This window comes from Comamonas squillarum (assembly GCF_025309455.1).
In the GTDB taxonomy this organism is placed as follows: domain Bacteria; phylum Pseudomonadota; class Gammaproteobacteria; order Burkholderiales; family Burkholderiaceae_C; genus Comamonas; species Comamonas squillarum.
Map to the genome: position 1 here is coordinate 282,431 of NZ_CP104377.1, position 12,592 is coordinate 295,022.

At 62.9% G+C, this 12,592-nt stretch carries 12 protein-coding genes; 10 read left to right on the top strand and 2 right to left on the bottom strand.

All coding sequences use genetic code 11. From position 1 onward, the window contains the following. The first annotated feature begins 292 nt into the window (after positions 1-292). From N4T19_RS01295 to N4T19_RS01320, 6 genes are all read left to right on the top strand, one after another. Positions 293-1,330, top strand: coding sequence for an aliphatic amidase (locus tag N4T19_RS01295; RefSeq protein ID WP_116925108.1), 1,038 nt, complete (start codon positions 293-295; stop codon positions 1,328-1,330). A 73-nt stretch (positions 1,331-1,403) separates the two neighbouring features. Then, a complete protein-coding gene (locus tag N4T19_RS01300; RefSeq protein WP_260719231.1) occupies positions 1,404-1,886 on the top strand; it encodes an AmiS/UreI family transporter in 483 nt (160 codons plus the stop codon). 5 nt (positions 1,887-1,891) lie between these two features. Further along, complete coding sequence (locus N4T19_RS01305) at positions 1,892-2,734, top strand: CbbQ/NirQ/NorQ/GpvN family protein (RefSeq protein WP_260719232.1); 843 nt, start codon at positions 1,892-1,894, stop codon at positions 2,732-2,734. A gap of 14 nt (positions 2,735-2,748) precedes the next feature. Further along, positions 2,749-4,551, top strand: a complete 1,803-nt coding sequence (locus N4T19_RS01310) for a nitric oxide reductase activation protein NorD (RefSeq protein ID WP_260719233.1) — start codon at positions 2,749-2,751, stop codon at positions 4,549-4,551. A 153-nt stretch (positions 4,552-4,704) separates the two neighbouring features. Next, a complete protein-coding gene (locus tag N4T19_RS01315) occupies positions 4,705-5,850 on the top strand; it encodes a transporter substrate-binding domain-containing protein (protein WP_260719234.1) in 1,146 nt (381 codons plus the stop codon). A 2-nt stretch (positions 5,851-5,852) separates the two neighbouring features. Next, positions 5,853-6,476: an ANTAR domain-containing response regulator gene (locus N4T19_RS01320; RefSeq protein WP_243419268.1), complete on the top strand. Its 624-nt coding sequence runs from the start codon at positions 5,853-5,855 to the stop codon at positions 6,474-6,476. 130 nt (positions 6,477-6,606) lie between these two features. Here N4T19_RS01320 and N4T19_RS01325 read toward each other — a convergent pair whose 3' ends face one another. Further along, positions 6,607-7,164, bottom strand: coding sequence for a GNAT family N-acetyltransferase (locus N4T19_RS01325; RefSeq protein ID WP_260719235.1), 558 nt, complete (start codon positions 7,162-7,164; stop codon positions 6,607-6,609). A 170-nt stretch (positions 7,165-7,334) separates the two neighbouring features. Between N4T19_RS01325 and N4T19_RS01330 the strand changes: the two genes are divergently transcribed. After that, positions 7,335-7,871: a hypothetical protein gene (locus N4T19_RS01330; RefSeq protein WP_260719236.1), complete on the top strand. Its 537-nt coding sequence runs from the start codon at positions 7,335-7,337 to the stop codon at positions 7,869-7,871. 398 nt (positions 7,872-8,269) lie between these two features. Here N4T19_RS01330 and N4T19_RS01335 read toward each other — a convergent pair whose 3' ends face one another. Beyond that, positions 8,270-9,268, bottom strand: coding sequence for a LysR family transcriptional regulator (locus tag N4T19_RS01335; protein ID WP_260719237.1), 999 nt, complete (start codon positions 9,266-9,268; stop codon positions 8,270-8,272). 396 nt (positions 9,269-9,664) lie between these two features. Between N4T19_RS01335 and N4T19_RS01340 the strand changes: the two genes are divergently transcribed. The 3 genes from N4T19_RS01340 (at position 9,665) to N4T19_RS01350 (ending at position 12,581) form a co-directional block, all read left to right on the top strand. Continuing rightward, complete coding sequence (locus N4T19_RS01340) at positions 9,665-10,603, top strand: dihydrodipicolinate synthase family protein (RefSeq protein WP_260719238.1); 939 nt, start codon at positions 9,665-9,667, stop codon at positions 10,601-10,603. 315 nt (positions 10,604-10,918) lie between these two features. Next, positions 10,919-11,893 carry a Bug family tripartite tricarboxylate transporter substrate binding protein gene (locus N4T19_RS01345; RefSeq protein ID WP_182345384.1) on the top strand — a complete coding sequence of 325 codons (975 nt, stop codon included), beginning with the start codon at positions 10,919-10,921 and terminating at the stop codon, positions 11,891-11,893. Then, positions 11,883-12,581, top strand: coding sequence for an SDR family NAD(P)-dependent oxidoreductase (locus tag N4T19_RS01350; protein WP_260719239.1), 699 nt, complete (start codon positions 11,883-11,885; stop codon positions 12,579-12,581). Before N4T19_RS01345 ends, N4T19_RS01350 begins: the two co-directional genes overlap by 11 nt. The last annotated feature ends 11 nt before the right edge of the window (positions 12,582-12,592 follow it).

Genomic DNA, 12,592 nt, shown 5'->3' on the forward strand with positions numbered 1-12,592 from the left:
GGCCACAATCGCTCTAACATGGTCTGGCGGCGGACAAACGCCACGCAGATTTCGTTGCAGATATTGACATCAGCTGCCAAGGTTGCCAGCGCAGATGTCCGGCAATAAAGCCCGAATCGATTCATTCCAGAGTCGATTCGGGCTTTTTTTTGTTCGTTTTTTGGTATTCCCGTTTTTCGGACCAGGCCTTTGGTTCGCTGGCGGAGCTTTGCCTACGCTGCTTTGAAACCCCTGCGCTGCGGCTGCCAGCCGGACAGGTCGCACTTTTTTCTCATTAACTTGGAGCACAGCCATGAGACACGGAGATATTTCGAGCAGCAATGATTGCGTAGGCGTAGCGGTGGTGAATTACAAGATGCCACGCCTGCATACCAAGGCCGAGGTACTGGACAACTGTCGCAAGATCGCCGACATGGTGGTGGGCATGAAGCGAGGACTGCCGGGCATGGACCTGGTGGTGTTTCCCGAGTACTCCACGCACGGCATCATGTACGACTCCAAGGAGATGTACGAGACCGCCTCTGCCATTCCCGGTGAAGAGACGGCCATCTTTGCCGATGCCTGCCGCAAGGCCAATGTCTGGGGGATTTTCTCGCTCACCGGCGAGCGCCATGAGGAGCACCCCAACAAGGCGCCCTACAACACCCTGGTCCTCATGAACAACCAGGGCGAGATCGTGCAGAAATACCGCAAGATCATGCCCTGGGTACCCATCGAAGGCTGGTATCCGGGCGACTGCACTTACGTGAGCGAAGGCCCCAAGGGGATGAAGATCAGCCTGATCATCTGCGACGATGGCAACTACCCGGAGATCTGGCGCGACTGCGCGATGCGTGGCGCCGAGCTGATCGTCCGCTGCCAAGGCTATATGTACCCGGCCAAGGAGCAGCAAATCCTGGTGTCCAAGGCCATGGCGTTCATGAACAACACCTATGTGGCCGTGGCCAATGCGGCAGGCTTTGATGGCGTCTACTCCTATTTTGGCCACTCCGCCATCATCGGTTTTGACGGCCGCACCTTGGGCGAGACCGGCGAAGAGGAGATGGGCATCCAGTACGCGGAGCTGTCCAAATCGCTGATCCGCGATGCACGCAAGAACGGCCAGTCACAAAACCACCTCTTCAAACTGGTGCACCGCGGCTACACCGGCACCATCAATTCTGGCGATGGCGACAAGGGCGTTGCCGCCTGCCCCTACAGCTTCTACAGCCAGTGGGTCAACGACCCCGAAGGGACGCGGGAGATGGTCGAGTCCTTCACCCGCACGACGGTGGGCACCCCTGAATGCCCGATAGAAGGGATTCCTCACGAAGCGCCCCAGCACCGCTAAAGCCGCAACCCCAGTGGGCATGGCCGCCCGGTAGCGCGCAGCCATGCCATCCGATAAAAAACAAGGAGACAACATGCTGGGTATTGCACTTTTTTTCATTGGCGCGGTGCTGATCGTCAACGGTGTGGGCCTGAGCGGCCGCATCGACGCGCGGGACTCTGCGCCTTTCAATCTGCTCGTGGGTTTGCTGGCCTTGTTCCTCAATGCCATGGGCATGCTTCGTGCAGATACGGACGCTGGTTATTTCGCTGCCGCAGGCGGCCTGCTTTTTGCTTTCACCTACCTGTATTTGGCGGTGGTGCAGTGGTGGGCGCTCAAAGGCGTGGGCTTGGGCTGGTACTGCCTGTTTGTAGCGCTCAGTGCGCTGGCCTTTGCCGCAGCCGCAGCAGATGTCCGCGTCATCGCCATGTGGCTGGTCTGGTCGAGCCTGTGGTTTTTCTTCTTTCTTGCGCTGGGGCTCGGCAGGCAGCTGCGCTTTCTGCCGGCCTACACGGTGCTGGTGGGCATCGTGACCTGCTGGATTCCAGGCTTGATGTTGTTGATGGGGAAATGGTGAACATGATGAACGCAAAAGACCCTCTGCTAGCCGCTCGCGGCGACGACCCGCTGGCCGGGTACCGCCTGGCCCAAGAGCCGTTTTACCGGCCCGCCCGCAATGAGATCGCGCTGTACGAGCAGGCCTACCGCCACCGCATGCCGCTGATTCTGAAAGGCCCCACGGGCTGCGGCAAGACGCGCTTTGTCGAGCGCATGGCCTGGGCGCTTCGGCGCCCGCTCATCACGCTGGCCTGCAACGAAGACATGACCGCCTCTGACCTGGTAGGCCGCTACCTGCTCGATGCCGATGGCACGGCCTGGCACGACGGGCCGCTCACCATGGCCGTGCGCTACGGTGCCATCTGCTACCTCGATGAGGTGGTGGAGGCCAGGCAGGACACGACGGTTGTCATCCATCCATTGACCGACGCGCGCCGCGTGCTTCCCCTCGACAAGAAAGGCGAAGTCGTGCATGCACATCCGGATTTTCAGCTGGTGGTCTCCTACAACCCGGGCTACCAGAGCAGCGCCAAGGACATGAAGCCCTCGACGCGCCAGCGCTTTGCCGCGCTGGAGTTTGACTATCCCGATGCCGCCACCGAGTCCGACATCGTCGCGCACGAAGCGGGCATAGCGCCTGCGCTGGCCGAGCGTCTGGTCACGCTGGCCCACAGCACGCGCGCGCTCAAGCACCATGGCCTCGATGAAGGTGCCTCCACCCGCATGCTCATCTACGCCGGCTTGCTGATACGCGATGGCGTATCGCCCGCCGACAGTTGCGACATGACGATCACGCAGGCCTTGACGGATGACCCCGACACCTGCCAAGCGCTGAAGCAACTCGTGCAAGCCAAATTTGCAAGCTAAAAAAGCACAGCACCATGGCCCCATCATCCGCCTCCCGGTTCAGCGAGCGCGCCGCCGCAACCTGGATCGACGACGACACACGTAGTTTTGAACGCCTGGCCAGGCTCGCCTCCTGCCTGGCGTTGAGCCGGGTGCAAGTCCACCCCTTGCAGGCTGCCAGTCCGCACCAGGAGGCGGGGGGGCTGCTGGGGATCGCAGCGGCCAGGCCCGCCCCCGCGCAGCGTGCCATCTTGCTTGCTGCAGACGGTGGAGCAGCATCGAGCGCTGCGCGCTTGATGCTACCGCCGCTACTCGATCTGCCTGTGGCCGAGCGTGCCCACCGGCACACCGCCATGGTTGCGCACGCTGCGGCGCATCTGCTGCATTCACCCGCACGCCAGCCCAGCCAGGCCTTGAAGCCCATGGGCATGGTGCTGGTCTCGGCCATAGAAGACGCCCGCGCCGAACGCCTGTTGCTGCGCGACTACCCCGGCATAGGCCCTTGGTTCCAGGCGCATATCGCGCCCGAGCCCGAGCCGGAAAACCTGGGCTTCGTCGCCTTTATGGCGCGGCTTGACCGGATCTTGCTGCTGGCGGACAGCCACAGCGGCAACCACTGGGTCAACAAGGCGCGGGAGCTGTTTGAAGGCATGGTGAAAAAGCATGGGCTTGAAGACTATGCGGCATTCCGCGCCATCGCCTCCATCCTCGCCAATGACCTCGGGCAGATGCGCGTGCGGATGGACCCACAGCACTATGCCGGGCCCACGCTCTACCGGGATGACAACAGCTACCTCTGGGCGCATCCCCAGTCCGACGATAACCAGGACGAGGCCTTGCAGCTGCCCCAGACTACCGCGCAACTGCAAGCGGCACGCACAAGAAATGCCCAAGAGCCGCCCGAGCCGGCGCAAACGCCTCAGGCCGCCGAAGAATTGGAGATCACCCGCTTTCACTACCCGGAATGGGACTACAGGAGCGAGCATATGAAGCCCGATTGGTGCCAGGTGGTCGAAAAACTCCCCGCGTGGCAGGGCCTGAGCGAGATCAGCAGTGCGCGCCTGTCCAGTACCACCAGGGTCGACAGTCTGGCGCTGCCCCATCCCCGCGTGCTTGACCGGCGCCATCGGCTTCGCCGCCAGTGGGAGGGCGATGCGCTGGACCTCAATGCGGCCATCGACGTGCAGGTGGACATGCGCATGCAGCTACGCCCTGACCCGCGCATTTTCATGCGCAGCGGTCAGGGCCCACGCCCTGCCAGCATATTGGTGCTGCTGGACATCTCCGAATCGGTCAACGACATCGGCCTGCAGGGCCAGAGCCTGCTGGCCTTGGAGAAGCAAGCCGCGCTGATGCTGGCCGAGGCGTGCTTGCGCAGCGCCGAGCGTCTGGCCATCCATGCGTTCTCGTCCAACACCCGTGCCGAAGTCAACTACTACCGCCTGCTTGATTTTGGCCAGGTACACAGCCGCGCCACGGCAGCCATGGTCCAAGCCCTGCGCGGGCGCTATTCGACGCGCATGGGCGCGGCCCTGCGCCACGCCAGCAGCCTGCTGCGCAACGAGCCCGAAGGGCAGCGCAGCCTGTTGGTGGTCACCGATGGTGCTCCACACGACATCGATGTGCACGACAAGCGATACCTGATCGAAGATGCGCGGCATGCTGTTCAGGAGGCCAAGCGCGCAGGGGTGCAAGTTTGCTGTCTGGCCGTCGATGCACAGGCCGATGCCTATGTGCGCCAGATCTTCGGCTGGCGAGGCTACGACATCGCGGATGAGGCCGTGCAGCTGCTGCCGCGCTTGACCAGGATGGGCGCGCGCCTGGCCGCCGGGCGCTAGATGTGCAGGGTGTTGCCCAGCCCTGCACCGATGAGACCGGCCAGCGCCTGCTGCTGCGCTAAGCTGGCTGGCACGCTTTATGCATTTATGCATTTACCCCGCATCCGCCCCGATGCCCCAAGCATTGGAGTGGGATAGACCAGGAGACAGGTTTTGGCAAACAACGATCCCTTGCGTGTCGGCATTCTTTTTTCGGAAACGGGCACCACGTCCATCATTGGCCAGTCGCAACTGCAGGGCAGCTTGCTGGCCATCGACGAAATCAACAACGCCGGCGGCGTGCTCGGGCGTGAGCTGGTGGCCGTGCGCTATGACCCCGCGTCCAACCCTGCCGAGTACGCGCGCCTGGCCGAGCAGTTGATCATGCACGACCGCGTCAACACCATCTTTGGCTGCTATATGTCCAGCAGCCGCAAGGCTGTGCTGCCCGTGGTCGAGAAATGGAACAAGCTTTTGTTCTACCCCACGCTCTACGAAGGCTTCGAGTTCTCAGCGAACATCATCTACACCGGCGCGGCCCCTAACCAGAACAGCGTGCAGCTGGCCGATTTCATGACCAGCAGCTTTGGTGCGCGCGTGTACCTCATCGGCTCCGACTACATCTACCCCTATGAATCCAACCGCATACTGCGCGAGTTGGTGCTGCAGCACCCCGAGGGCGAAATCCTCGGCGAGCGCTACCTGCCACTGGCGGCCACCGAGCAGGACTACCAAGCCGTCATGGAAGATATCCGCCAGAAGCGCCCTGATTTTATTTTTTCCACGGTGGTCGGAGACTCCACCGCCCAGCTCTACCGCGCCTATGCCGATGCCGGCTTCAACACCAAAGAAATGCCCATCTGCAGCCTCACCACCTCGGAGGCCGAGATCGGACAAATGGGCTTTGATATCGCAGCCGGCCACATCACCTCGGCGCCTTATTTTCAGTCGATCCAATCTGCCGCCAACCAGCGCTGCCTGGCCCACCTCAAGCGGCTGTTCGGCGATGACTGCCGCCCCAATCTGTGCTGGGAAGCCTCCTATTTTCAGCTGCATATGTTTGCCAACGCCTTTCGCCGCTCGGGCAGCGACACCATCAGCGAGTTGCTGCCTCACCTGCTGGGCAGCGAGTTTGATGCCCCGCAGGGGCGTGTGCGCATCGATCCCGGAAACCACCACACCTGGGTCTACCCCCGCATTGGGCGGGCCAATGCGCAAGGGGAGTTCACCATACTGCGCGAGGCCAAACGTGCCGTATCGCCGGATCCTTATCTGGTCACCCATTCCTTGGGCGACTGGACGGCCAAGATCGAGGTCTGAGCGTGAACCCGCAGCAGCCCCGCGCCACCTCGCAGCACCTCAAGGAGCTGCGCCAACTCAAAATCATCCTGATGCACCCCGAGGATGCCGATGGCTTGCTGCTGGCCCAGCAGCTCCAGCGCATCGGCTGCCAGGTGCGCAGCGTTTGGCCTCCGGTGCAGCAATTGCCGGACGACCCGGATATCGTCCTGTTGGCGGTGCGCCCTGATTTTCTGCACCTGCTCATGGCGTGGGCGAGTGGTGAGCAGGCGCCTGCGCTGGTCGCGGTGGTGAACTATGAAAACCCCACCATTGTGTCTGCCGTGCTGGAGCTCAAGGCGCAGGCGATCCTGCCTTCGCCCATACGCTCCTTTGGCCTGCTCTCCACCTTGGTTGTCGCGCGCCAGATGCACAAGGAGCACCGGCAGATGCAGCAACATGTGCACAAGCTGCAAAACAAGCTGCTGGGCCAACGCCGTGTGACCGACGCCAAAGCCATCCTCATTGCCACCCACCAGGTCAGTGAAGACCGCGCCTACGAAATGCTGCGCGAGCAGGCCATGAAAAAGCGCGTATCCGTCGAAGACATCGCCCAGGCCATCATCAGTGCGAGCGAATTGTTGGGGATGAAGGGCAAGCCCGAGTAGTGACAGCAGCGGAGGATCCTCGGGCTGCTTCGGAGATTGCTTTGGGGTGCAGGGCATTAAGGCGCGGTTTATAACCTGCAGCAGCCAATCTGCGCCAGATCTGCGCTGGCTCGATTACGGCAATCGCAGGCTACCTGGTTGACGCATACACGCAGCCATTCTTTAGCTGCCCTGACGGCGTGATGCGCTCATTTTTCATCACCCCCTCCAATAGCATCCCCGCACTGGCGCAGGTCGCACGGCTGCCCGCGTTATCTTCATCGGTGCGTGCAAACACACGACGCGCTTTCAATTGCGTGAATGCCAACTGCAGCACTGCCGTGACCGCCTCTTTCGCAAATCCGTTTCGGTGCACGCCACTGCGCATCCAAAAGCCAATTTCCATGCTGGGAATGTCCCAGCGGATCGTGTGCAGGCCCACGCTGCCAATCAACCGTTGTTCCTGGTCCCACACCAGAAAGGCCAGGCCAGTGCCGTTTTCGCGATCACGCATGCTGGCGAGGCAGAAGTCTTCGGACGCCGATACCGACGGCTCATACAGTGCCCAGGGCAGCGAGGTGGGCCAGGCGCGCAGGCTGGCCAGGCTTTCTACGACCGCTGCATACACAGCCTTGCCATCGCCGGGGCCGGCAAGGCGCAAGCTCAGGCGGGGTGTTTGGATGGGGGTGTCGATGCTGTCAGGGAACATGGGCGCTGTCATTGGCTTGGACAAAGCTCGTTAAAAGGCAGAGGCTGGCAGTGTACGACGAGCACAGAATGCTCGAATGCCTTGTTCAGTAGAGGATGTAGTATCCAGGCGTCTGACGTTAAAACGCCGGTTTCTATCGCGCACATGCGCTAGAAAATTGGAACACTTCTATGGATCAAACCTTTCCTGATCGCTCGATAAAGCCTTTTCGTATGGGTCGCATCCCAGCCTATCCCGTCTCAGGTGATCAGCTGGTGGCCGATGCAGAAAATCGGCTCCAAAACCATGCCGATATTTTTGGCTGTGCGCTATTCCAATCGCGCAACGATATTCTCTCCACGCTGGCTGCTCTGGTCGAGGACGAGGATTACCGCACCAAATTTGGAAAAGTAAACAGCCAGCCCTTTGCCGCGCTGGCCGAACTGCCACCCGAATCCCAAGCCGCCGCCATGAAAATTGCGGAGCTGGCGATGAATCGGCTCATTGAGGCCATGGTGGGCCAACTAGCCGCAGGCGCAAGAGCATTGCCTGGCGATTACTGCGTCAGCTACAAGCTAGAGGCGCAGCTGGAGAAAATCACGGGCGCTACCACCAACGGCGTCAAGCTGAAAAAGGTTGATAAATGCACGATCCTGGATGCGAACCAGAGTGTGTTGCCCGCATCCTTCAATAGCTGGCTGCAGCGCTTTGGCAAAGCCACTGTTTGAGCGTTCGGCAGTGGAGATTTGGTTGAGCAGATAGGCGCATTACCTTGGTTTGGATGTTGCGGTCGCAGGCTGGAAGTGCTGTCAAGAGCAACTATTCCCCATCGCCCCCACAGCCATCACCGCCGCTGCCATTGGCCCCTGCATCATCCCGCGAGCCAGCCTTCGCGGGCTCCGCCGGAAATGGCCGTTCACGCTTGGCATCATGCAAGGCTTTCTTGCCGAGCCGCCTCTGGTCCCAGAGCAAGAAAAGCACGACAGGGACGGCGAGCACAGCGAAGGCCGCGATAGCGAGATCCATCATCCACTCCGGTTGAAAACACGATGCGCAGCACCTGGGTATGGGGTCATCCCATCCATGCCCATTCTGCAGCGGCGCGATGACCGCAGCGCTTCAGGGCCTAGCCGGCCTGCTTCCCATCCGCACCCCCAGCCTGCTGCCCCTGCCCCTGCACCAGCGCCCACAAGGCCTCCGCCGCAGGCGCCATCTCCGACCGTTGGCGGTACAGGCGGATCTCCACCGGTACGTTCCAGCGGTCGTCGCCCGCGGGCACCAGGCTGCCGCTGCGCAGCTCTTCGGTGATAAGGCTGTGGGGCAGCCAGGCGACGCCTCGGCCTTCCAGGGCCATGGTTTTGAGTAAGGCTGCGTGGTGGGCGGTAAAGACGACGGCGACGCCATGCGCCATACCGGGCTGGGGGGAGTGCACGGCGTCTGCGCCATCGGCAAACATGCCGCGCATGCGCGATCGCATGATGCGGCCCAGGCCCGAGGCTTCGCTGTAGGCGAGCACGGGCACAGCGCTGTCCTGGCCGATGCGGTGCAGCGGCTGGCCGGGTGCATCGGGTGCGGCGGCGCTGACCGGGCGCAGCAGGTCATCGGACAGGCGCAGCACCGGGTACTGGCCTTCGTCCAGGCGCCCGGGCACGGCGGCATGGCCGTGGCACAGCACAAACTGCACGCGCCGCTGCAGCATCAGGTCTTCGCAGGCGAGTGAGCTGTCGCTCATCGTCTGGATCGGGCCCATGCGCAGCTGCGCTTCCATGCCCACCAGCCAGCGCGGAAAGAAGGTGAGCGACAGCACATGGGTGGCGGCAAAGCGCAGGCTGGCGGCCGCTGTGTCGTGCGCGGCGCGGGCCTTGATGCGGGCGGCCTCCAGGTTGGCCAGCACGTTTTGCAGCAGCGGCAGAAAGCGCTGGCCGGCGGGGGTGAGCGCGGCGGGGTGGGCGCTGCGGTCAAACAGCTCCACGCCGACCCAGTCTTCCAGCGAGCGGATATGGCGGCTAAAGGCGGGCTGGGCGATGGCGCGGGCCTCGGCTGCGCGCGAGAAGTTGCCGGTATCGGCCAGTGCCATGAAGTCTTCGAGCCACTCCAGATCGAGCGGACGGTTGCCGGGTCCCATGGGTTTCCTTCTTTGGAGTCTGCTAAGGCTATAGAACGTGTTTGCGATCTCTACGCAGCTGCGTTGGAGTGCAATCGGGATGAGTTCGAAGCGCTGGTTCGCAGCTTGCACCGGGGTGCAAGCAAGGGCCAGCGCGAAGAAGTCGCCCGATTTCACTCCAACCCGTAGGGACAGTGGCTTTGCGGGACGTGTGCGTTGTTCCAAATCCTAGAAATAGCATGACTATTGCTGCGGTATTGCGCCTCGCATCCCATCCCGCAAAGACACTGTCGCGGCGCGAGGAGATAGTAAACACGTTCTTAGATACATGTATGCGTTTCGGGTATTGGACAGCAGAGGCAGCCTGCGAAATGATGAACACCGTTGACCACTCGCACCCCTAACGGAGACAAAAACATGCCTGCCATCGCGAATTATCGTGGAATTATTCCCGCCATCTCTTGCCCTTTCACCCCTGACCATCGCATTGACGAGCCCGCGCTGCGCAAGCTTGCCTCCTGGCTAGCCGGCCACGATGGCGTGGTCGCGATCATGACCAACGGCCATACCGGCGAGGTGTTCTCGCTGACCCCGGCCGAGCGCGCTGAGGTGACGCGCATTGTGGCTGACGAGCTCAAGGGCCGCCTGCCGGTGATCTCGTCCATCGTCTGCGAAGGCCTGGCCGATGCGGTAGAACATGCCCGCGCTGCGGTGGAAGCCGGTGCCGTGGCGCTGGATGTGATGCCCCCGCACCACTGGCTGCGCTTTGGCTTCACCTCCGGCCATGCGCTGCAGTATTTCGATGCCATCCACAAAGCCGCCCCCCATGCCGACCTGGTCTGCCATGTCTACCCGGCCTGGACGCGTGCCTCCTACTCGTCGCAACTGCTGGCCGACCTGGCCAGGCTGCCGTACCTGCAGGCCTTCAAGGTGGGCCAGCGCGACATGAACAAATACGCCCGCGACATCCAGGCGATCCGCGAGGCCGATGCCTCCAAGGCCATCCTGACCTGCCACGACGAATACCTGCTCGCCTCGATGGTGCAGGGCGTGGACGGCGCGCTGGTGGGTTTTGCGACGTTTATTCCGCAGCTGATCATCGACCTGTGGAACGCCGTGAAGGCAGGCGACCTGAAGAAGGCGATGGAAGTGCAGGCCATCATCACCCCGCTCAAGGATGCCGTGTATGGCGGTGGCGAACCCACCGGCGAGGCGCATGCCCGCATGAAGGGCGGCATGTACCTGGCCGGCGTGATCGACGACGCCACCGTGCGCCCACCGACCGAAGCGCCCAATGCCAAGGAAGTGGAGGCACTGCGCGCGGCCGTCAAGCAAGCCGGGCTGCTCAAGCGCTAAACAGCCGTTGAAGCGGGGCAGGGGATTTTGAGCCCCTGCGCCCTGGGGTCCCGAAGATGGTGTTGACGATCTCCTCGCGCCTCGACAGTGTCCTTGCGGAATGAAGTGATGCGTGCACCTCAAGACGGGGTGTCCGCAAAGTCACTGTCCCTACGGGTTGACGTGAAATCGGGCGATTTCTTCGCGTTGGCTCTTGCTTGCACCTCGGTGCAAGCTGCGAACCACCGCTTCGAACTCATCCCGATTGCACGCCAACGCGGCTGCGTTGAGATCGTCAACACGTTCTAGAAAAAAACCGACAGGAGACAAGACACCATGCAACGCCAACCATTCATCCGTACCGCGCTACGCAGCGCCATCGGTGCCGCCGCCCTGGCCCTGGCCGCCAGCGGCTTTGCGCAGACCTACCCGGCCAAGCCGGTGCGCGTCGTGATTCCCTTTCCGCCGGGCGGCACGCTCGATGCGGTGGGCCGTATGCTGGGCCAGAAGCTCGCCGACCAGCTGGGCCAGCCCTTTGTCATCGAGAACAAGCCCGGTGCCAGCGGCGTGATCGGCGGTGAGACGGTGGCCCGCGCGCCGGCCGATGGCTACACCTTGCTGTTCAGTGCCTCCACGCATGTCACAGCGCCGCTGACGCTCAAGTCCGTGCCCTACAACGTCACGCAGGACTTTGTGCCGATTGCGCTGGTGGCCAAGGCCCCGCTGTCGGTGGCCATCAACAAGAACCTGCCGGTGACCGATATCAAGTCGCTCATCGCCTACGGCAAGGCCCACCCCGGCAAGATGACTTTTGCCGTGGGGTCGCTCGGTTCCGCCGGGCATCTGTCTACCGAACTGCTCAAGCGCGCGGGCGGCCTGGACTACCTGATCGTTCCGTACAAGGGCACGGCGCCGGCGTTCCAGGATTTGATTGGCGGCCAGATCGATGGCTTTATCGACCCGATCCTGGGATCCCTCCAGTACCACAAGGGCGGCATGCTGCGGGTGGTGGCCGTTACCTCGGCCGAGCGCGTGCCCAGCCTTCCGGATGTGCCTACCGTGGCCGAGACCATTCCCGGCTATGAGTTCTACAGCTGGTATGGCCTCTGGGCGCCTGCCAAGACTGCGCCCGCGCTGGTGCAGCGCCTCAACGCCGAGGTGAACAAGGCCCTGGTCGATATGGCGCCCAAGCTCAAGGAACAAGGCCTGCTGCCCACGCCCGGTAGCGCCGAGGACTTTGTGAAATTCCAGCGCAGCGAGATGGACCGTGCGCAAAAGATCGTGAGCGAAGGAGGCATCCGTGCAGACTGAGCTGGGCCATGTCGTCGTAACCGGAGCGAGCATCGGCATCGGCTGCGCCATTGCCGATGCGCTGCTGGCGGCGGGCTGGCGCGTCACGGGGCTCGATGTGGCGCAGGCCACCATCGTGCATGGCGGCTATGCGCATGTGCCGGTTGATCTGACGGACGGCGCCGCCATTGCGCGCACCGCTGCGGCCTTGCCCGCTGTGGATGCGCTGGTGCATGCCGCCGGCGTGCTGCGCGTGGGCGCGCTGGGCCAGCTCGACCATGACGGCGGCGCGCTGATGTGGCGCCTGCATGTGGATGCCGCCACGCGCCTGGCCGATGCCATCGTGCCCGGCATGGCGCAGCGCGGCCAAGGCCGGGTCGTGTTTATCGGCAGCCGGGTGGCGCAGGGCATGGCAGGGCGCGGCCAGTACGCCGCCACCAAGGCGGCCTTGATCGCGCTGGCGCGCAGCTGGGCGGCCGAGGTGGCTGCGCAGGGCGTGACGCTGAATGTGGTCTCGCCCGCAGCCACAGCGACTGGCATGTTGAACGACCCGGCCCGCGCCGGCAGTGCGCCGCGCCTGCCACCCATGGGCCGCTTGATCGAGCCGGCCGAGATCGCCGCCCTGGTGGGCTTTCTTCTGTCTCGGGCGGCTGCCGCCATTACCGGGCAGGACATCGCCATCTGTGGTGGCTCGTCACTGGCCCGCTGATATTTCATCCA

Bases quoted from the DNA above. Each gene is read 5' to 3' on its own strand.
- N4T19_RS01295 (WP_116925108.1), top strand. From the start codon at position 293: ATGAGACACGGAGATATTTCGAGCAGCAATGATTGCGTAGGCGTAGCG.
- N4T19_RS01300 (WP_260719231.1), top strand. From the start codon at position 1,404: ATGCTGGGTATTGCACTTTTTTTCATTGGCGCGGTGCTGATCGTCAAC.
- N4T19_RS01305 (WP_260719232.1), top strand. From the start codon at position 1,892: ATGAACGCAAAAGACCCTCTGCTAGCCGCTCGCGGCGACGACCCGCTG.
- N4T19_RS01310 (WP_260719233.1), top strand. From the start codon at position 2,749: ATGGCCCCATCATCCGCCTCCCGGTTCAGCGAGCGCGCCGCCGCAACC.
- N4T19_RS01325 (WP_260719235.1), bottom strand. From the start codon at position 7,164: ATGTTCCCTGACAGCATCGACACCCCCATCCAAACACCCCGCCTGAGC.
- N4T19_RS01330 (WP_260719236.1), top strand. From the start codon at position 7,335: ATGGATCAAACCTTTCCTGATCGCTCGATAAAGCCTTTTCGTATGGGT.
- N4T19_RS01335 (WP_260719237.1), bottom strand. From the start codon at position 9,268: ATGGGACCCGGCAACCGTCCGCTCGATCTGGAGTGGCTCGAAGACTTC.
- N4T19_RS01340 (WP_260719238.1), top strand. From the start codon at position 9,665: ATGCCTGCCATCGCGAATTATCGTGGAATTATTCCCGCCATCTCTTGC.
- N4T19_RS01345 (WP_182345384.1), top strand. From the start codon at position 10,919: ATGCAACGCCAACCATTCATCCGTACCGCGCTACGCAGCGCCATCGGT.